This window comes from Hymenobacter properus (assembly GCF_015694735.1).
GTDB classification, from domain to species: domain Bacteria; phylum Bacteroidota; class Bacteroidia; order Cytophagales; family Hymenobacteraceae; genus Hymenobacter; species Hymenobacter properus.
Window position 1 is genome coordinate 1 of sequence record NZ_JADQDP010000006.1, and the last position, 17794, is coordinate 17794.

General features: G+C 63.7%; 20 protein-coding genes. 11 read left to right on the forward strand and 9 right to left on the reverse strand.

Annotated features, from left to right (window positions below; all coding sequences use genetic code 11):
* The first annotated feature begins 165 nt into the window (after positions 1–165).
* Positions 166–654 (forward strand): hypothetical protein, encoded by a 489-nt coding sequence (locus I2I01_RS20610; protein WP_196288546.1) that lies wholly within the window; start codon positions 166–168, stop codon positions 652–654.
* A 321-nt stretch (positions 655–975) separates the two neighbouring features.
* Here the strand turns inward: I2I01_RS20610 and I2I01_RS20615 are convergent, their stop codons facing one another.
* Entirely contained in the window at positions 976–1479 is a 504-nt protein-coding gene (locus I2I01_RS20615) for a metallophosphoesterase family protein (protein ID WP_196288416.1), read from the reverse strand.
* A 136-nt stretch (positions 1480–1615) separates the two neighbouring features.
* On the opposite strand from I2I01_RS20615, the gene I2I01_RS20620 reads away from it, so the two are divergent.
* Complete coding sequence (locus I2I01_RS20620; RefSeq protein WP_196288417.1) at positions 1616–2320, forward strand: NUDIX hydrolase; 705 nt, start codon at positions 1616–1618, stop codon at positions 2318–2320.
* A gap of 20 nt (positions 2321–2340) precedes the next feature.
* Complete coding sequence (locus I2I01_RS20625) at positions 2341–2835, forward strand: hypothetical protein (protein WP_196288418.1); 495 nt, start codon at positions 2341–2343, stop codon at positions 2833–2835.
* On the opposite strand, the gene coaD is transcribed toward I2I01_RS20625, so the two are convergent.
* The 4 genes from coaD to I2I01_RS20645 form a co-directional block, all read right to left on the reverse strand.
* Positions 2836–3303 (reverse strand): pantetheine-phosphate adenylyltransferase, encoded by a 468-nt coding sequence (gene coaD / locus I2I01_RS20630; protein ID WP_196288419.1) that lies wholly within the window; start codon positions 3301–3303, stop codon positions 2836–2838. It abuts the gene before it with no gap.
* A gap of 85 nt (positions 3304–3388) precedes the next feature.
* Positions 3389–4258, reverse strand: a complete 870-nt coding sequence (locus tag I2I01_RS20635) for a DUF3822 family protein (RefSeq protein ID WP_196288420.1) — start codon at positions 4256–4258, stop codon at positions 3389–3391.
* 187 nt (positions 4259–4445) lie between these two features.
* Positions 4446–4949 carry an NUDIX domain-containing protein gene (locus I2I01_RS20640; RefSeq protein ID WP_196288421.1) on the reverse strand — a complete coding sequence of 168 codons (504 nt, stop codon included), beginning with the start codon at positions 4947–4949 and terminating at the stop codon, positions 4446–4448.
* A gap of 122 nt (positions 4950–5071) precedes the next feature.
* The gene (locus tag I2I01_RS20645; protein WP_211538075.1) at positions 5072–5668 is read right to left on the reverse strand and encodes a DUF4126 domain-containing protein; all 597 of its coding nucleotides are present in this window, start codon (positions 5666–5668) and stop codon (positions 5072–5074) included.
* A 209-nt stretch (positions 5669–5877) separates the two neighbouring features.
* On the opposite strand from I2I01_RS20645, the gene I2I01_RS20650 reads away from it, so the two are divergent.
* From I2I01_RS20650 to I2I01_RS20665, 4 genes are all read left to right on the forward strand, one after another.
* A complete protein-coding gene (locus I2I01_RS20650; protein WP_211538076.1) occupies positions 5878–6318 on the forward strand; it encodes a PaaI family thioesterase in 441 nt (146 codons plus the stop codon).
* Between the two features lie 21 nt (positions 6319–6339).
* Complete coding sequence (locus I2I01_RS20655; protein WP_196288422.1) at positions 6340–6597, forward strand: hypothetical protein; 258 nt, start codon at positions 6340–6342, stop codon at positions 6595–6597.
* A 112-nt stretch (positions 6598–6709) separates the two neighbouring features.
* Positions 6710–8140, forward strand: coding sequence for an ATP-dependent DNA helicase (locus I2I01_RS20660; RefSeq protein WP_196288423.1), 1431 nt, complete (start codon positions 6710–6712; stop codon positions 8138–8140).
* A gap of 184 nt (positions 8141–8324) precedes the next feature.
* Positions 8325–8864, forward strand: coding sequence for a DUF1573 domain-containing protein (locus I2I01_RS20665; protein WP_196288424.1), 540 nt, complete (start codon positions 8325–8327; stop codon positions 8862–8864).
* 83 nt (positions 8865–8947) lie between these two features.
* Here the strand turns inward: I2I01_RS20665 and I2I01_RS20670 are convergent, their stop codons facing one another.
* The 4 genes from I2I01_RS20670 to I2I01_RS20685 form a co-directional block, all read right to left on the reverse strand.
* Positions 8948–9325 carry a DUF423 domain-containing protein gene (locus I2I01_RS20670; protein ID WP_196288425.1) on the reverse strand — a complete coding sequence of 126 codons (378 nt, stop codon included), beginning with the start codon at positions 9323–9325 and terminating at the stop codon, positions 8948–8950.
* Positions 9326–9386: 61 nt separating this feature from the next.
* Entirely contained in the window at positions 9387–10652 is a 1266-nt protein-coding gene (locus tag I2I01_RS20675) for an aspartyl protease family protein (protein WP_196288426.1), read from the reverse strand.
* 66 nt (positions 10653–10718) lie between these two features.
* Positions 10719–11789 (reverse strand): o-succinylbenzoate synthase, encoded by a 1071-nt coding sequence (locus I2I01_RS20680; protein WP_196288427.1) that lies wholly within the window; start codon positions 11787–11789, stop codon positions 10719–10721.
* A 41-nt stretch (positions 11790–11830) separates the two neighbouring features.
* On the reverse strand, positions 11831–12094 hold the full coding sequence (locus tag I2I01_RS20685) for a KGG domain-containing protein (protein ID WP_196288428.1): 264 nt from the start codon (positions 12092–12094) through the stop codon (positions 11831–11833).
* A gap of 288 nt (positions 12095–12382) precedes the next feature.
* On the opposite strand from I2I01_RS20685, the gene egtB reads away from it, so the two are divergent.
* The 4 genes from egtB to I2I01_RS20705 all read left to right on the forward strand — a co-directional run bounded on the left by egtB (position 12383) and on the right by I2I01_RS20705 (position 17618).
* Positions 12383–13726 (forward strand): ergothioneine biosynthesis protein EgtB, encoded by a 1344-nt coding sequence (egtB, locus tag I2I01_RS20690; RefSeq protein WP_211538077.1) that lies wholly within the window; start codon positions 12383–12385, stop codon positions 13724–13726.
* Positions 13727–13862: 136 nt separating this feature from the next.
* Entirely contained in the window at positions 13863–14843 is a 981-nt protein-coding gene (gene egtD / locus I2I01_RS20695) for an L-histidine N(alpha)-methyltransferase (RefSeq protein WP_196288429.1), read from the forward strand.
* Positions 14844–14895: 52 nt separating this feature from the next.
* Positions 14896–16008: a pyridoxal phosphate-dependent aminotransferase gene (locus tag I2I01_RS20700; protein ID WP_196288430.1), complete on the forward strand. Its 1113-nt coding sequence runs from the start codon at positions 14896–14898 to the stop codon at positions 16006–16008.
* Positions 16009–16241: 233 nt separating this feature from the next.
* On the forward strand, positions 16242–17618 hold the full coding sequence (locus I2I01_RS20705) for an MATE family efflux transporter (protein WP_196288431.1): 1377 nt from the start codon (positions 16242–16244) through the stop codon (positions 17616–17618).
* Positions 17619–17794 lie beyond the last annotated feature (176 nt).

The window sequence follows — 17794 nt, forward strand, 5'->3', positions numbered from 1 at the left end:
AAGCGCAAGCACCGCAAGAACATTGCCCGTGCTAACAACAAGCAGAACATCATCAAAAACCTGCTCCGCACCCCCGTCCTCAAAAACGTGGACCTCGAGGAGCTGAAGTCGCGCTTTAGCGCCGCTGCCATCACCGAATAAATAACTCCCTTTCCTTCAACCGCCATGTCCGTTACCCGTCTGAAGCGCAAGCACCGCAAGAACATTGCCCGTGCTAACAACAAGCAGAACATCATCAAAAACCTGCTCCGCACCCCCGTGCTGAAGAACGTGGATTTGGAAGAGCTGAAGTCGCGTTTCGGCACGGCTGCTCCGGCCAAAGCCGAAAGCGGCAGCATCCTGGACACGGTGAAGCACGCCGCCAGCGCGGCTGTTGACAAGGTGAAGGAAGTAGCCGCCGACGTAGCCCATTCCGCTGCGGTTGAAAAAGTGAAGGAAGTGGCTGCCGACGTAGCCGATGCTGTTTCGCACTCCGAAGTGGTAGAAAAGGCTTCGCACCTGGTGAGCGACGCCGTCGACAAAGTGAAAGAAGTGGTGGCCGGTGACAAAACCGCCGCCAATGCTGCCGCTTTCGACGACGCCGAAGCCGTAACCAAGCCCGTGAACGAAGACGGCCAGGAAGGCGAGCACCCCAAGCCCGAAATCGCGCTGTAAGCAGCACCTGCGACTCTGTCAGCAGTTTAAGATTGTAGCAAGCCCCGTTGCCTGATTCACAGGCGGCGGGGCTTGTCTGTTTTGCCGCCTGTGGTCTCTAATTCCGTTTGTCATTGCGAGGGCGCAGCCCGCGGCAATCCGTCCTGTCAACACCAGCACCGTTCTTTTACCAGAAAGCCTCGGTAACGCATTGGTACCGGTGCTTTGTCACAATAGAAGGCTAGCCGCTGAGAACAGGACGGATTGCCGCATTCCGCTGCGCTTCATTCGCAATGACAAAAGGTTGTTAATGACAAGCCGGCTACATCCGGTGCGCTGGCCTCACCCAGCTCGCTTGCCCAGCTCCACCGCTTGCAACTCCACCACCTTCCCGGCCTCGATGCCGAAGCGCAGCAGCGTGCGCACTTGGTGGAAGCCGTGCCGCCCCGCGGCCCCGGGATTCAGGTGCAGCAGGCCCAGCTTCTTATCGGGCATCACGCGCAGGATGTGGGAGTGGCCGGTGACGAATAGGCCCGGGCGAGCCTCGGCCAGCAGGGGCCGGGCGGCGGGGGCGTAGTGCCCGGGGTAGCCGCCAATGTGCGTAATGAGCACGCGAAGACCTTCAACTTCAAAATCTTGCACCAGCGGCTGGGTGCGGCGCACGTCCGCGCCGTCGATATTGCCGTACACGCCCCGGAAGCGCGGCGCCAAGGCCTGCAGTTCGTCCACCACGCGGGCATCGCCGAAATCGCCGGCGTGCCATATTTCGTCGCAGCCGCGCAGATGATGCGCAATTCGTTCGTCGAGGTAGCCGTGGGTGTCGGAAAGCAGGCCGATGCGTGTCATGCCGCAAAGATGGGGCAGGCCGCCGAATCGGTTCGGCCCCGTATCTTGCAGCCGCCGCTCCAAGCATTGTTTATCCTTTTTTTCTGATTTCGGCGGCTCCGTTGCCCGTTATCGTTTCCCCAAGCCGCTTTTCCCGATGAATATTTTCATCAACGACATTCCGCTGGTCATCAAAAAGCTCAGCGAAAAAGTATACAAGCACAAGTTCGACCTCATACTGAGCCCCGACGACGATTTCACGTCGAAGGACCTGGTGGGCGACGTGCTGGTAAAAGACGCTGGCCCCCTGTTCATCGACCGCCTGCTGCGCCTGATGGAAGTGAAAAAGCTGAAAAAGCTGAAGTCGCTCACCATGCTGGTCAAAAAGAAGAAGCACGTCATCCTGCATCTCAAAGACCAGTTCAAGATTGCCAAAGCCGGCGGCGGGCTGGTGGTGAAGGGCGACCAGGTGCTGATGATTTACCGCCTCGGCAAGTGGGACCTGCCCAAGGGCAAGCTCAAGAGCGACGAGGACACCGCCGCCGGCGCCTTGCGCGAAGTGGAGGAGGAAACCAACATCAAGCTCGAACTGGGCGAAAAGCTGCCCAGCACCTGGCATAGCTACGCCTACAAGGGTAATAAGATGCTGAAGAAAACCAGCTGGTTTCTCATGAAGTGCCTCGATGACAGCCTGATGAAGCCCCAAACCGAGGAGTACATCGAGGAGGTGCGCTGGATGTCGCCCCAGGAGGCTCTGGCCAAGCTGGAGGATTCTTACGCCTCCATTGCCCTGGTGATGCGGCATTACCTGAGCGAAATGGCCGGCAAGCCTGCCAAGGAAGCTCCGGCGGCTGGTAAATAAATATCATTATATTGCGGTCTATGCGACCGATTCTGATAGGAGCAGGCGTGGTATTGGCGGCGACGGCGCTGAGCGTGGGCGGCTGCTCGGGTGCGCACGAGCGGTCGCGCGAGCACGCCACCCGCCCAGCCGCCTCCGGCCGGGCCGCGGCCAGCCTCGACGTGCCGTCCCTGCTGGCGCTGTCGTTTGATGAGCTAAACCAGCAGCTGGGGCCGTGGCAACACCTGCCGCCCGGCTTCGTCGACCCCACGCTGGACCCCCGTTCGCAACGCCAGGGCCCTGTCGACTCGATGGCGATGTTTCGGCGCGGCGGCCTGGCGCTGGTGGTGGCCTACAACTACCGCACCCGCCGCGTGAACGACCTGCTGCTGCTGGGCAGCAACGAAGAAGAACTCATGCGCCGCGCCCACCTGCAGCTCGGCGCCGACCGCTACCTGGTGCTGCCCGTGTTTCAGGCCCGCCAACCCACTCAACTGATGGGGCTGCGGGTACTGGCACTGGCGCTCAATCAGTAATCAGGATGCCAGCGGCGGCAGGGCGAAGGGCAGGAACGCATCCACGTTGCCGCCGTAGCGGTGAATGTCGCGGATGATGGTGCTGCTGATGGCGCCCAAGTCCGGCGCGGTCAGCAGAAAGACTGTTTCCAGGCCGGAGTTGACATGCTGGTTGCCGTAGGCAATGGGCTTTTCGTACTCAAAATCGATGCTGTTGCGCAGGCCGCGCAGCAGAAAGCGGGCGCCTACTTCGCGGGCAAATTCTGCCGTGAGGCCCCGGAACGTGCGCACCGACACCCGGGGCTCGTGCTGGAACACCTCGTCAAGCAGCGCCAGCATTTGCTCGATGGGCACGTAACGCTGCTTGCTGCTATTGGTGCCTATGGCGACGATGACTTCGTCAAACAGCTCTACGCCGCGCCGCACAATGTCGAGGTGCCCGTTGGTGAAGGGGTCGAAAGAGCCGGGAAAGAGGGCGATGCGGGGCATGAATGAAGGCAGAGTTTTGAGGGTTGGATGTTAAGTTAAGCGTATTGGTCAAATTCAACCCTCAACCCTTAGAGCTCAACATTATTTACGCAAAGTGCAGGCTGAACAAGTCGAAGTAACGATACTCAAACACGTCGTTGAGCCGGTAGCTGTACTGCACGTTGCCGGGGCGGGGGCCAAAGCGCACCTGGCGCACGTAGGTGCGCAGCAGGCTGAAAATGGCTGAATCGGGCGTGAGCTCGCCCCATACGGTCACCTCGTCCTCGTCGGGGTTGAGGCCCAGCTCCTGCATCACCAGAATGGTGTAGTACACCACGTCCTCGGCCGTGGAGCAGGGGAAGACGTTGCAGTATTCTAAACTTTGGCCCAGCACCACCAGCGTCAGCTCCTGCGGGCCAGGGTTGAGGTAGAGACGGCGGGGCGACGCGGCCCCGCGCTGGTGCACCAGCCCGGCCAGCAGGGCGCTGGTGTGGTGCAAGAGGCGGCCGCTGGCCCCGTGGGTGGTGCTGAGCCAGCTGGCCAGGGCGGCATCGGCGGCAAACACGTTCACCAGCTCCAGGCCCGGGTGGGCGGTGTGGCGCACGGTTTCGAAGGGCGTGAGGAAGTGGTGCAGGCGCAGGGTCGCTTCCTCATCGCCGGCCCGGAACAGGGGCGCCGGCAGCAGCGTGAAGGCGCGGCCCGTGATGGCGAGGCGCACGGCGTTCCAGCCCCGCTGGCCCAGGCAGTCGTGCTGCGCGGCCAGCGCCGGCAGGCCCCCCGTCGGTAGCGGGTGCTCTTCGAGCGCCACGAACTTGTTGCGCTCAACATCGGCCACCGCCAGCTGCAGGCGCGTGGGGCTGGCCAGCAAATACAGGTTGTACGCCCCCAGCGCGGTGGTATCGAACGTCTCGTCGCGCAGTCGCAACGAGGCGTTGACGGCGGACGCGGAAGCAGCTGAAGCGGAGGAGGCAGACACGAATTCGACGCGAAAAGGCCCGAAGATAACGCTTCGCGGAATGCCGAACGAAAAGTGTAGAAATTACGGCTGCCATCCTGCGCGCAGCGCAGGACCTTTTCACGCTGGAAGTCGGCGACGAGAGAAGGTTCTTCGTCGCTGCTCGAGCCGCAGAATGCGCAGGATGGCAGCCGTGATTGTTCAGTCCTCAGGCAAAGCGCTGCTGGGGCACAAATACGTCGTCGGGGCTGAGCAGGTGCTGCAACACCGGATGTACCTGGTTCGGGGGCAGTTGCAGCAGCTGGCGCGGCGTTAGCCAGGCCAGCTCGGTGAGCAGCTGCTGATGGGAAGCATGCTCGGGGTCGTGGCCAAGCCGGGGCTGCGCGGCATCTTCGGCAATGACTTCGAAAAACAGCTCCAGGGCCTGCAGCTTGTCGGTGCTGAACTCGTGCAAGTGCAGAAAGCGGCCTACCTGTACCGTCAGGCCGGTTTCTTCCCGAAACTCGCGGACCAGGGCCTCCCGAATGCTTTCGCCGAATTGCCACCCGCCCCCCGGCGGCGACCAAAACGAAGCGCTATCCGGCAGCAAGCCGCGGTGCGCGGCCAGCAGCAGCGCGCCATCGCGCAGGAGCACCCCGCCGATGCGTACACGCACTTTGCCCGAATACGCGGCCAGCAAGGCTTCAGAATCAGCAGGAATGGAATTGGCCATGGGAGCAGGAACGGCGGCGAAAGCCGTTTTCAAAAGGAATAGCTTAGCCGGAAGCCGGCCTAGTGTGCAAGCCAAACGCGTAGCCGCAGGCATTGTTTTGCGCCGGCCCCGGAAAATAGAATTCAGCCGTTGGCCCGGGCGGCCCGCCGCCGGGCCCGCCAGCGGCGCAGGCGGCTCAGCACATACACCACCAGCAAGAGCACCAGCCCGGCTGCCAGCAGGGGCAAGAGCAGCGTGAGCGCCACGCCGCCAATGGCCAGCGTGTTTTCGGCCGTGGCCAGCACGGGGTTGGCGAGGCCGGCGGTGGTGGCGGTGGAGGCGCCCCGCAGCAGTGCCGTGGCCGTTTGAACCAGTCCGGCCGTGCCGCCGCCCACCAACACGCCCAGCGTCCAGCGCACGGTGGGGTCGAGGTGGGGGAGGGCCGAGGTCATGAGGATGGTGCCAGCCACAAACGAGGCAGGCGTGGTCAGCGTGTCGAGGACGTGGTCGACCACCGGGATGTAGTAGCCCGCGATTTCGGCCAGCGTGGCCGTGCCCAGCGTGAGCAGCGCCGCCCAGCTGCCCAGCCACACAAAGCCCGCGGCCGGCGTGAGGTAGCCAAAGTGGTAGCACAGACTGGCCGCCAGCAGCGGCACAAACACCCGAAACCCGCTGCATGCTGCCAGGCCCAGCCCCAGCGCGCCGGCCATCAGGTATTGCATTGCCGGTAGCTGTTCCATAATGCGTTTGGGGAGAAAAGGTGAAAGGAAAGTGTGGGGCGCGCCCTTAGCAAGTACCTTTGGCTTACCGAACCGAAAAGGGGCTGTACAGCCTGTATGAGCAGGTTTTTAGTTCTCGAGAGTTCTAACGTTTAGTACAAAGTACAAAGCGGTACAACGATGTTATTTCATCGGTTGTCCTCACGCTTAAGCAAACTTAACCGATTTCCGTGTCTGCAAATACCCCTGAAACCACTGCCGCGCCCGAACTCGAAGCCCGCATTCGCCGCAAGCTCACCGGGCAGCGTTTTATGCACCTGATTGGCGCCGACCTCACCAGCATCACGCCCGGCCGCGTGGAGGCCGAGCTGGTCCTGGCCGATAAGCACCTGCAGCAGCGCGGCTTCGCGCACGGCGGCCTCATTGCCACGCTGGCCGATTTGGTGGCCGGTTTTGCGGCCGTCACGCTCGTGCCCGACAACTTTGGTGTGGTAACCTCCGATTTGAAAATCTCCTACCTGCACCCCGGCGTCGGCCGGCAAATCAAAGCCATCGGTTGGGTGCTGAAAGCCGGGCGGCGCCTGCACTTCTGCGAGGCGGAGGTGTGGTGCGATGAGCTGCTGATTGCCAAGGCCAGCGCCACCATGGCAGTGATTGAGCCGGCGACTTAACGTTTTACCACCAGAACCCCGATGGACGCATTGCATAGCCAACTCGAAAAGTGGCTGCACGAAATTTTAAGCAGCGAGAAACCAGCAGCGGAAATTTCTGCTTACCGCTTTGGCCTCGGGGAAGTAGAAGAAGGCTATGTTTTGTATCTGGCTGGCTCGCGAGCTACGACGAAACAAATGATGATTGGGCTGCTGACGCTCCGGAATTTGTGGCCAAGAATGAATTCATTATTTCGAATGAAAACGAGCAAGAGTGGTATTAGATACTACTTGGCGTAATTTATTCCTTGGGGCGACTGTTAAGACAAGACCCGGCGCAATTCTCTTTTTTGGGTGGTAATATGCCCGTGTACACTGGCTTTGAAAGCGGTGATTTATACCGAATAAAATAATGCTCTCCCTCCGCACCCCGTCCGTCCGCGACTACTTCCCCTACGAACCCACCGAAGACCAGGCCCTGTTGTTCACGCAGCTTGATGCCTTCTTGAAGGACCAGCTGCCGGGGCGCAAGATTTTTGTGCTGCGCGGCTACGCCGGCACCGGCAAAACCACCGTGGTGAGTGCCCTGGTGCAATGGCTGCACAAGCTGCAGCGTAAATACACGCTGCTGGCCCCCACCGGCCGCGCCGCCAAGGTAATGGCGGGATATGCCGGCGTGCCGGCCAGCACCATCCACAAGAAAATCTACCGCCAGACCTCGGGCGCGCCTTCCGAGCGGCTCAACTTCCAGCGCCAGCCCAACCGCACCGAGCAAACCCTCTACATCGTGGACGAGGCCTCGATGATTTCGGACGAGAAAGCCTTCGGCGAAAACGGCTTGCTCGACGATTTGATGGGCTACGTGTTCGAGAAAACCAGCAACAAGCTGCTGCTCATAGGCGACACGGCCCAGCTGCCGCCGGTGGGCCAGCTCCTGAGCCCGGCCCTCGACCCCGAGCTGCTGGCGCACCGCTTCCGGGCCACGGTGGGCAGCGTGGAGCTGCGCCAGGTGATGCGCCAGGCCCAGCAGTCGGGCATTCTCGTAAATGCCACCGAGCTACGTGAGGAATTGCGCGAGGAAGAGCCTAATATCCAGTTGCATACTAAGGGCTTCCGCGACATTTTCAAGATGGGCGGCGACAAGCTGGAGGACGGTCTGCGCTGGGCCTACCGCAACTTCGGGCACGAGAATACCACCATCATCTGCCGCTCCAACCGCAACGCCAACCAGTACAACCAGCTCATCCGGCGGGCCTTGTTCGATGCGGAGGAGGAGATTGAGGGCGGCGACTACCTCATGGTGGTGCGCAACAACTACTTCTGGTTGCCCAAGGAGTCGGAAATTGGCTTCCTGGCCAACGGTGATTTCCTGGAAATCAAAAAGGTGATTCGGCGCGAGGAAGTGTACGGCTTCCACTTCGCCCAGGCGCTGGTGCGGCTGGTAGACTACCCCGACGAGCCCGAAATTGAAGTGAAGCTGCTGCTCGACACGCTGCACACCGAAAGCCCGGCCCTCCCTTCGGACCGCAACAATGCCCTGTATATGGCCGTGAGCGAGGACTACGCCCACCTCACCACCAAGGCCGAGCGCTACAAGGAAATGCGCAAAGACCCCTACCTCAATGCTCTGCAAGTCAAGTTTGCCTACGCCCTCACTTGCCACAAGGCCCAGGGCGGGCAGTGGCAGGCCGTGTTTGTCGACCACGGCTTTCTCAAGCCCGACGAGCCGCTGGCGGGCGAGTTTGCGCGCTGGCTCTACACGGCCATCACGCGGGCATCGGAGCGGTTATTCTTGCTCAATTTCCAGCAGAAGCTGATTTCCGACCCGGTGGAAGAGGAATAAGAAATGGGCTGGGGCACTTCTTTCCACCCCGGCCCGGAATGAAATTTGCCGGGCGCGGGTTTCCGTTACTTCACGGTATCTTCAGGCTTGGTTGCCAAGTTTGGCCGTAAATTTGCCAGTGGCGGCGAAACCATTAAATTTGCTAAACCCCAACTCCTTCAATTCTTTTTAAGCATCCTGTCCCATGAAAAAAACCTTGCTCCTCGCCCTGAGCCTGACTGCTGCCGCTTACACTGCCCAAGCCCAGACTACGGCCACGGCTACGAAAGCACCCGCTACGGCCGGCCCCGCCATCACCTTCGAAGAGTCGAAGTACGACTTCGGTTCGGTGGTGCAAGGCGGCACCGTTGACCACACTTTCAAGTTCAAAAACACCGGCACCGCGCCCCTCATCATTTCCAACATCGGCGTGAGCTGCGGCTGCACCACCCCCGAGTGGACCAAAGCCCCCGTGGCCCCCGGCAAAACCGGCACCATCTCGGCTCACTTCAACTCGGCCGGCAAAATGGGCATGCAGAACAAAGTGCTGACCATTGAGTCGAACGCCACCGCTGGCAGCACCACCGTGTCGCTGGTAGGCGAAGTGAAAGAAGCTTCGGCCACGGCCAACGCTACTCCGGCCATGACCACGACCACCACCGCGGGCGACGCCAAGGTGAAGTCGGACGGCAAGAAGACCAAAGAGAAAGTGGGCGACACCAAGGTGAAAGCCAAAACCAAGTAAGCTTTTTCGGCTTCGGTTTCAAGTAAAAAGGCGGCCCGCGCAAGCGAGCCGCCTTTTTTCATGCCTGGCTTTTGGGAAGGACGCTACAGCTCGCGCACGGCTAGCACCAGGCTCAGCCAGCCCGCCAGGAACAGCAGGCCGCCGATGGGCGCCACCGCGCCCAGCTTGGTAATGCCCGTGAAGCAAATGCCGTAGAGCGAGCCGCTGAACACCACAATGCCGCCCAGCCACAGCCAGCCGGTGGTGCCCAAGCTGCGCAGCTCGGGCCGCGAGGCCCACAGTGCGCCGATGGCCAGCAGCGCCAGCACGTGGAAAAACTGGTAGCGCACGGCGGTTTCGAAGGTGTCGAGGCGGCCGGCTTTCACCAGCGTGTCGTGCAGGGCGTGGGCCCCAAAGGCCCCAATGGCCACGCCCAGGCCGCCGAACACGGCGGCGAGCTGAAGCAGAAGTCGAGCAGTCATAAGCAGCAAAAAGTTGGAAGCGAAAACTGCCGCGAAGGTACGGCCGGCACCGCGGCCGGGCTCAGATTTGCCGCTTCAGGTGCATCGACACAGTGTGCAGGTCGCCGTTGGGCCGGCGCAGCACCAGGTAAAGCAGCCGGCCGTCTTCGGAGCGCAGCATGCGGCTGAGCTGGCTGAGCGACAGGGCGCTGGCGGGCAGGAAGTTGATGGTAATCAGTTCCTCGTCGCGCTCCACGCCCGCCCGGTAGGCCGGCGAATCGGGGGCCACGCTTAGCACCAGGTAGCGGTGGTAGTCGGGGCCGGTGGCCAGCAGGTCGATGCCGCACATGTCGTGCTCGAAGGGGTCGAGCAGGCGCAGGTTGGGCCGCAGCAGCAGGCGTTGGTGCGCGTAGTCGATGATGAGCGAAAAGCGCTTGAGCAGCTCGTAGCCCACGTTGCCGTTGCGGGGCACGTCCACGCGGCCGTGCACATCGGACGCGTCGGGGTAGGAGGTGAGCACCGAGTGGAGCCGGTAGCGGCCCAGGTGCAGCGCCGCCACCCGGCCCAGGTAGCCGCGCACCGTGCCGGTGAGGCCCTGGCCCAGCTCGGCGGGCAGGCGGCGGGCCGGCAGAGCCAGGCGCGGGTCCGAGTCGGTTTCGAGCGAGAGGGCGTGGCTGGCGCCGGTGTCGAGCACCAGCTTCAGGGTGAGGGTAAGCGAGTCGTTGAGCTCCACGGGAGCCTCGAAGTAGGCCTTGCCCTTTTCGAGCGAGATGGGCAGGCTGGACCACTGCCGGCCCTGAGGCGCCCGAAAAGTAGCCGGGTCGTGGAGCACCATGAACGACTCTTCGGGCCGCAGCGCCACCACGAAGCTGCGAAACAGCTCCGACCCCAGAATGCCGTGGATGGGCACGCCCACGTAGCCCGAGAGGTTGAGCGCATCGGTTTCGAGCACCAGCGGGCTGAAACGCGGGGCCTCCACGCCGCCCAGCGTCAGGCGCACGCTATCGGTTTGGTAAGCCAGCAGGCCGCTGTCGGCGCCGCCCGCGCCCACCACCCGAAACCGTTCGCCGTGCCGCAGGTGCAGCGAATCGGCCAGGGCGGAGGACGTGATGAGGGTGGTGCTGACGCCGGTGTCGAGCAAAAAGTTGAACGGGCCGTAACCGTTTAGCAGGCAGCTTACCACCACCAGGTTGCGCTGCAAACGCACCGGCACGTGCACCTGGTGGCGCCGGGCGTTTCGGAATCGAAACGGTGCTTCGGCCGTCACGGCCTGCGCCCGCGCAGCCGGCTGCATTCCCTCGCCCAGGAGCAGGAAAAACAGCAGCCACACAAGACGCGAAAGAAACATAGCGGGAAGCAGGTGTACCGGGCCGGTAAATTAGCGAACAGACGCGCCTTCTCCAGCGGGGCCGCTTCAGGCGGGCAGCTCCCAAGCGCCGGCCGGGTCGTAGCGCAGGGCGCCGCCGCCCACGTGCAGGGGCGCGGCCACGTTGTTGTGGTAGAGCTGGCCCGTGCCCAGGCCCTGTGCAAAGCCCTGCACGTCGTACTCGCCCGTGAGTTGGGCCACGGCATTCAGGCCCACGTTCGATTCCAGGGCCGATGTAATCCACCAGCCAATGCCGCGTGCTTCGGCCAATGCAATCCAGCGGCGCGTGGCGGCGTGCCCGCCAAGCAGCGTGGGTTTTAAAACTATGTAAGCCGGCCGGATTTCGTCGAGCAAGGCGGCCTGCCGGGCCGGTTCCGTCACCCCAATCAGCTCTTCATCCAGCGCAATGGGCAGGGGCGAGGTGCGGCACAGCGCCCCCAGCGCCGCGGCCTGGCCGGCAGCAATGGGTTGTTCGATGGAATGAAGGTGAAACGCCGCCAGCTGCGCCAGTTTGGCTGGTGCATCGGCCGGCGCAAAGGCGCCGTTGGCATCGACGCGCAGCACCAGGCGCTCAGGCCCGGCCACGGCCCGGATTTCAGCCAGCAGCTCCAGCTCGGTAGCGAAGTCGAGGCTGCCAATTTTCAGTTTCAGGCACGAATACCCGGCCGCCAGCTTCTGCCGAATTTGCTCGCGCATGAAGGGGGCGTCGCCCATCCACACAAGGCCGTTAATGGGCAGCGCGGCGCGGCCTTCGCTGAAGGCGTTGGCGTAGAGCTGGCGCCGGCCGCCGCGGGCCAGGTCGAGGGCAGCGGTTTCGAGGGCGAAGGTGAGCGCCGGCAGGCCCGGACCCACAAATGCCGGCGCATCGGCCGCCGCGAAGGTGGCCAATGCGCCGGCATTGAACCGCGCGCAAAGCTGGGCAATGGCAGCGGGGAAGTCGGGGCCGTAGTCGGGGCTGAGGCCGGCCAGCGGCGCGGCCTCGCCCAGCCCTATGAAGTCAGGTGCGGCGTCGTCAGCCAAGTGCAGGTACCAGGCCACGTGTTCGGCCAGGGCCCCGCGCGAGGTGCGGGCCGGGAAATTGAAGCGCAGCGCGCGCTGCGAAAAGCGAAGACGAAGCATGCCGCAAAGATGCGTCGGGGGCCGCTTTTCGCGGGGCGGGCTTACTTGCTCGAAGCGGCTTTGCCGCGACGGCTTACCAGGCCGCCCTTGCGGCCGGCATCGCGGGCTTCTTCAGCGGAAAAACGATGGCCCCGGCCGCTAGCGTGCGAGGCTTTTCCGCCTTCGCTGGCAATACGGCGCTGGGTCTCGGGGCTCATGGCCGCGAAACCGCGACGGCTTTTGGTGCCCACGCGGTTAGCCGGGCGAGTGACGGGTTTGGTGGCCGTAGCGGCGGCGGTGGCGGAGGTGGTGGATGTAGTAGCCATGTTTGTTTTTCAAAAAGAGGTTAAAGAGAGTGCAATGGTAATAAAAGGCGGCGCTTATCCTACCCCGATTTTGCGGTTAAGTTGTGGTTTTCAAGGTTCCGAACCATAAATACCAATTTTTACCGAGGAGCTTCTACGTAGTTATTGTCGGGCTATGCGTTTTTTTTGGCAGGGGCGCCAAGTGTGGAAGCCGCGTATTGAAAAATAAGTATCCGGAGCTGGGCCGTAACCTCCGGCGTGCTAATCCGGTTAGTGCCCTGCAGGGCCTTAGCGGCCTTGCCCATTCCCATGCTCCAAGCTTCTGCTTTCCGGGCTGCTTCCCCCGCAGCCGTCATGCCCTGGCCGGCCCGCTACCAGGCGGTGCGCGCCCAAAGCCAGGCCCTGTGCGCCCCGCTGCTGCCCGAAGACACGGTGGTGCAGCCCGTCATCGACGTGAGCCCGCCCAAGTGGCACCTGGCCCACACCACCTGGTTCTGGGAAACGTTTCTGCTAAAGGAGTACGCGCCCGGCTACCAGGTTTTTCACCCGGAGTATGCCTTCCTGTTCAATTCCTACTACAACTCCCTGGGCTCGCGCGTGAACCGGGCCGACCGGGGCACGCTCTCGCGCCCGCCCCTGGCCGAAGTGCTGGCCTACCGCGCCCACGTCGACGCGGCCATGGCCGCCCTGCTCGACCACGCCGACGACCTGCCCGCCGCCTTCTACGAGCTGGTGGAGCTGGGCCTGCAGCACGAGCAGCAGCACCAGGAGCTGCTGGCCACCGATATTAAGTACATCCTCAGCACCAGCCCGCTGGCTCCGGCTTATTTAGAGTCAAGTGTTAGGAGTGAAGAGTTAAGAGTTGATTCCGCAGAAGCGGTAAAACCAACTCTTAACTCTCAACTCTTAACTCTTAACTCAAACTGGCTGCCGGTGCCGGGCGGTATTTACAAGGTTGGCTTTCAGGAAGAGGGCTTTTGCTTTGATAATGAGCTGGCGGCGCACGACGTGCTGATAGCCCCGTTTGAGCTGCAAAACCGGCTGGTGACCAACGGCGAGTACCTGGCTTTCATTGAGGCCGGCGGCTACCGCGACTTCCGCTACTGGATGGGTGAGGGCTGGGACCTGGCCCAGGCCGAGGGCTGGGAAGCTCCGCTGTACTGGACGCAGCGCGACGGCGCCTGGTACCGCTTCACGCACCACGGCTTGCAGCCCGTGAGCCTGGCTGCGCCCGTCACGCACATTAGCTTCTACGAGGCCGACGCCTACGCCCACTGGGCGGGCGCCCGCCTGCCCACCGAAGCCGAATGGGAAACGGCCGCCCGCTACTTTGAAGCCACGCCGGCCGGCGGCACCTGGCTCGAAAGCCAGCGCTTCGACCCCCAGCCGCTGCCCGCCGATGCCGACCCCACCCAGTGCCACCAGCTGCTGGGCGACTGCTGGGAGTGGACCTACTCGGCCTACCACGCCTACCCCGGCTACGAGCGCGCCGCCGGGGCCCTGGGCGAGTACAACGGCAAGTTCATGGTAAACCAGTTGGTGCTGCGCGGCGGCTCTTGCGCCACGCCCGAAAGCCACATCCGCGTCAGCTACCGCAACTTCTTCCACGCCGACAAGCGCTGGCAGTTCACCGGCATTCGGCTGGCGCGCTAGGCGGTAGTAAGCCCGTCATGCAGCGCGCAGCGAAGCATCTCGCGTGCAGTAGTGACTCAATTGAAATTACTTGCGCTTGCGAGATGCTTCGCTGCGCGCTGCATGACGGGTTTGAGTAACCTGTTTCTTCCAAGTTATGCCCCAATCTTCTATCCTGAACCCGGCCACGAGCGAGCTGGCGCAGCACGTGGCCGCGGGCCTGCGCAAAACGCCCAAAACACTGTCGTCGATGTATTTCTACGACGACGCGGGCAGCCGCTTGTTTCAGCAAATCATGGCTCTGCCGGAGTATTACCCCACACGGGCCGAGGCAGCCATTTTCCAGCAGCACGGCCGGGCGCTGGCTGCGGCCCTGAGCCCGGCTGGCAGCCCTGATTTTTCGCTGGTGGAGCTGGGCGCTGGCGATGGCGCCAAAACCAAGTTGCTGCTGCGCGAGCTGCTGCAAGGCAACGCGGCCTTTACCTACGCACCGGTCGATATTTCGGCCGGCGCCATGACGGGGCTGGTCGACACATTGCGCCGGGAACTGCCGGCCCTGCGCGTGGCGCCGGTGGTGGAAGACTACGCCACGGCCCTTACCCAGCTACGCACCTGGCCCGGCACCAAGGCCGTGCTGTTTTTGGGCTCCAACATCGGCAACTTCGGCCCGGCGGAGCGGCTGAATTTCCTGCGCCAGCTGGCCGCCCCGCTGGGCCCGGCCGACCGCCTGCTCATCGGCTTCGACCTGCAGAAAGACCCGCGCCGCATCCGAGCCGCCTACGACGACGCGCAGGGCGTCACGGCCGCCTTCAACCTGAACCTGCTCACCCGCCTCAACCGCGAGCTGGGCGCCGACTTTGACCTGGCCCACTGGCAGCACTATACCGACTATAGCCCCCTGAGCGGGGCCGTGCGTTCTTTTCTGGTAAGCACCCGAGCCCAGCAGGTGCACATTGCCGCGCTGGAGGAAACCGTTGATTTTGCTGCCTGGGAAGTCATTCATACCGAGAATTCTTTCAAATTCACGCTCCCGCAGATTGAAGCCCTGGCCGCCGAAGCGGGCTTGCGGGTGGTGACGTTCTTCACCGATGCAGCCGGCGATTTTGCCGATGTAGTGCTGGCGGCGCGGGAAGGGTAAAGGATGACAGACGTCCCCAACTTTTAGCTTTCTAGACTCTTATACTGCATTTATGACCCCCATCAGCCTCGCCTCCGGGTACGGAAACTTTGCGGTGCCCGAAGTGGCCTTGGCAGCCGCCTCGCATGCCCTGACGGATGCCCAGCAGCACCACGCGCCCCTGTCCGTGAGCCCGGCCGCTGGCCTGCCCGTTCTGCGTGAGGCGCTGGCCGAGCGCTACCGGCAACGCGGGGCCGCTGGTGTAGGCGCAGGGCAAGTGGTGGTGACTGCCGGTGCCAAAACCGGCCTTTTTGCTCTGCTAAGCGAGCTGTTGCAGCCCGGCGACGAGGTGCTGCTGCCCACGCCCAATTGGTTTGGCTTTTTTGAGCTGGTGCGGCGGGCGGGCGGCACGCTCCGCACCCTGCCACTGCCCGCAGCCGGCAACTACGCCCTCACGCCTGATACGCTGCGGGCCGCCCTCACGCCGGCCACCCGGCTGCTCATCATCAGCAACCCCAACAACCCCTCCGGCCGCGTGTACTCGCATGCCGAGTGGATGGACCTGCTGGCAGTGACGGCCGAATTCCCGCAGCTCTGGGTTCTCAGCGACGAGATTTACGAGGGCATCAGCTTCGGGCAGGCGCCCGTGCCCACGCTGCTGGCCCTGCCCGACCCCGGGCAGCGGCACGTGGTAGTGAGCGGCTTTTCGAAGTCGCTGGCCCTGGCGGGGTGGGGGGTAGGCTGCCTGGTGGCTCCGCCCGCGCTGGCTGAGGCCGTCGCGGCCCGGCTGTTTGCCACCGGCGTGCCCGTGCCGGTGCCGGCCCAGCTGGCGGCCCTGGCAGCTACCCGGCATGCCGATGAAATCGGGGCTGGGCTGTGTGCGCAGCTCGCGCCTAATCGGCAGCTGCTGCTAGATGCCCTGGCGGACCTGCCGGGTGCGCCGGCCAGTGCCGTGCCCGAGGGCACCTACTATGTATTTGCCGACTTTACCCGCTTCCTGGCCACCGAATTGCCAGCAGCCGAAGCTTCGGCGCAGCTGGTGCAGCGGCTGGCCGCGGCCGGCGTGGAGGTGGTGGACGGGGCTACCTGCGGTGCGCCTGGCTTCGTGCGCCTGTCCTACGCTGTGGAAGAAGCGCCCCTGCGCGAAGCCGTAACGCGGCTGCGGCAAGTGCTGTTGGGAAATTAAGGGGAAGCGCCTGGGCACCACTCGTGACCTGCTGGCGCGTCTGCGGCGAGTTGCCGCCTGAACTCAAGCCTTGGGCTTGGGCATCGGGCAGATTTCCGGTCAGGCTTTAAGCGGCTCTTCTTCCGGGCTTCAGGCCTCGGCCTGGTCGGCAGCGCGTCGTAGACGCGCGTCAGCCGTAACCCCAACGCCAGCCGTTGGAAACCGCTCGCCGTACCTTTGCGAGGCTACTTTTTATGGGAAAGACGTTTGAAAATATTCGGCCGCACCTGCGGCCCACGCTGCTGCTGGCGTATCCGGTGGTGCTGTCGCAGTTGGGCCACATATCGGTCAGCTTTGTCGATTCGGTGCTGGTGGGGCGCACGGGCACGGTGCCGCTGGCGGCCGTGAGCCTGGGTGTGAGCAGCACCACCGTACTGATGATATTGGGCATTGGCCTGAGCATGGGCAGCGTGCCGCTGGTGGCCGCCGCCCACGGCCGGCGCGACCTGCCCGACCTGGGCCGCCTGCTGGCCTCGTCGGTGTGGCTGTGTGCGCTGGCGGGGCTGGTGCTGGCGGGCGTGGGCCAGCTGGTGCCCTCGGTGCTGCACCTGCTGGGCCAGTCGCCGGAGGTGGTGGCAATGGCCGCGCCCTGGGTGCGGGTTATCAGCTGGTCGTTGCTGCCGCTGATGGTGTTTCAAGGGTTTCGGGAGTTTGCCGAAGGGCTGGGGCTCACGCGGCAGGCCATGTGGCTGTCGGTGCTCGCCAACGTGGTGAACGCCGCCCTGTGCTACGCCCTCGTATTCGGCCGCTGGGGCGCTCCGGCCATGGGCCTGATGGGCTCGGCCTGGGCCACGCTGGTGGCCCGCGTGCTCATGGCCGGGCTCATGGCCGGCTACGTGCTGCTGGCCCCGCGCCTGCACGAGTACCGCGCCGCCGTGGGCCGCTGGCTGCCCGACGCCGCCACCCTGCGCCGCCTCTTCGACCTGGGCGCCCCCATCGGCGTGCAAATGGCCTTTGAAGTGGGCGCCTTCGCCGCCTCGGCCATTATGATAGGCTGGCTGGGCGCCACCACGCTGGCCGCTCACCAGGTGGCCATTAACCTGGCTTCTTTCACCTACATGGCTGCCAGCGGCATTGCGGCGGCGGCCACCATTCGGGTGGGCAACCTGCAGGGCAGCGGCCACCTGGCCGAGGCGCGGCAGGCGGGCTTTGCGGCTTACGTGCTGGCGTTTGCTTTTATGGGCACGATGGGGCTGCTGTTTGTGGCCACGCGGCAGGTGGCGCCGCTGCTCTACAGCCATGACCCCGCCGTGGTGGGCCAAGCCGCTACCTTGCTGCTCATTGCGGCCCTGTTTCAGGTATCGGACGGCTTGCAGGTGGTGGGGCTGGGCGCGCTGCGCGGGCTTGAGGATGTGAAAGTGCCCTCGGTGGTGGCGCTGCTGGCTTATTGGGCGGTGGCCCTGCCGTTGGGCTACGTGCTGGGCTTCCGGCTGCACTGGGGCGCGCCGGGCGTGTGGGTGGGGCTGCTGCTGGGGCTTAGCATTGTGGCCGGGGTGTTGCTGCTGCGCTTCCGCCGCGAAACGGCGCCAGGGGCTGTAATACCGGCACCAGAATCGGAGCGGGTGTACTAAGGTGAGCGTGGCGAAGTAGGCGAAAACGCAGGGGCGGGGCGTTGCGGTTTGGCGCGGGGCATTTTTCAAATTGAACCACGCCAGCCGGTTTGAGGCTCACAGCGTCGGACCGGTGAGTGCGGCTTGCGAACAGCTTTTCCGAAGTCCTTCGCCCATCGCGGTGGCCAACGCAGGAC

Excerpts from the sequence above, each read along its gene's own strand:
- I2I01_RS20680 (WP_196288427.1), bottom strand. The coding sequence starts at position 11,789 with ATGCTTCGTCTTCGCTTTTCGCAGCGCGCGCTGCGCTTCAATTTCCCG.
- I2I01_RS20640 (WP_196288421.1), bottom strand. The coding sequence starts at position 4,949 with ATGGCCAATTCCATTCCTGCTGATTCTGAAGCCTTGCTGGCCGCGTAT.
- I2I01_RS20610 (WP_196288546.1), top strand. The coding sequence starts at position 166 with ATGTCCGTTACCCGTCTGAAGCGCAAGCACCGCAAGAACATTGCCCGT.
- I2I01_RS20665 (WP_196288424.1), top strand. The coding sequence starts at position 8,325 with ATGAAAAAAACCTTGCTCCTCGCCCTGAGCCTGACTGCTGCCGCTTAC.
- I2I01_RS20620 (WP_196288417.1), top strand. The coding sequence starts at position 1,616 with ATGAATATTTTCATCAACGACATTCCGCTGGTCATCAAAAAGCTCAGC.
- I2I01_RS20655 (WP_196288422.1), top strand. The coding sequence starts at position 6,340 with ATGGACGCATTGCATAGCCAACTCGAAAAGTGGCTGCACGAAATTTTA.
- I2I01_RS20705 (WP_196288431.1), top strand. The coding sequence starts at position 16,242 with ATGGGAAAGACGTTTGAAAATATTCGGCCGCACCTGCGGCCCACGCTG.
- I2I01_RS20625 (WP_196288418.1), top strand. The coding sequence starts at position 2,341 with ATGCGACCGATTCTGATAGGAGCAGGCGTGGTATTGGCGGCGACGGCG.
- I2I01_RS20670 (WP_196288425.1), bottom strand. The coding sequence starts at position 9,325 with ATGACTGCTCGACTTCTGCTTCAGCTCGCCGCCGTGTTCGGCGGCCTG.
- I2I01_RS20700 (WP_196288430.1), top strand. The coding sequence starts at position 14,896 with ATGACCCCCATCAGCCTCGCCTCCGGGTACGGAAACTTTGCGGTGCCC.
- I2I01_RS20685 (WP_196288428.1), bottom strand. The coding sequence starts at position 12,094 with ATGGCTACTACATCCACCACCTCCGCCACCGCCGCCGCTACGGCCACC.
- coaD (WP_196288419.1), bottom strand. The coding sequence starts at position 3,303 with ATGCCCCGCATCGCCCTCTTTCCCGGCTCTTTCGACCCCTTCACCAAC.
- I2I01_RS20615 (WP_196288416.1), bottom strand. The coding sequence starts at position 1,479 with ATGACACGCATCGGCCTGCTTTCCGACACCCACGGCTACCTCGACGAA.
- I2I01_RS20675 (WP_196288426.1), bottom strand. The coding sequence starts at position 10,652 with ATGTTTCTTTCGCGTCTTGTGTGGCTGCTGTTTTTCCTGCTCCTGGGC.
- I2I01_RS20660 (WP_196288423.1), top strand. The coding sequence starts at position 6,710 with ATGCTCTCCCTCCGCACCCCGTCCGTCCGCGACTACTTCCCCTACGAA.
- egtB (WP_211538077.1), top strand. The coding sequence starts at position 12,383 with ATGCTCCAAGCTTCTGCTTTCCGGGCTGCTTCCCCCGCAGCCGTCATG.
- I2I01_RS20645 (WP_211538075.1), bottom strand. The coding sequence starts at position 5,668 with ATGGAACAGCTACCGGCAATGCAATACCTGATGGCCGGCGCGCTGGGG.
- egtD (WP_196288429.1), top strand. The coding sequence starts at position 13,863 with ATGCCCCAATCTTCTATCCTGAACCCGGCCACGAGCGAGCTGGCGCAG.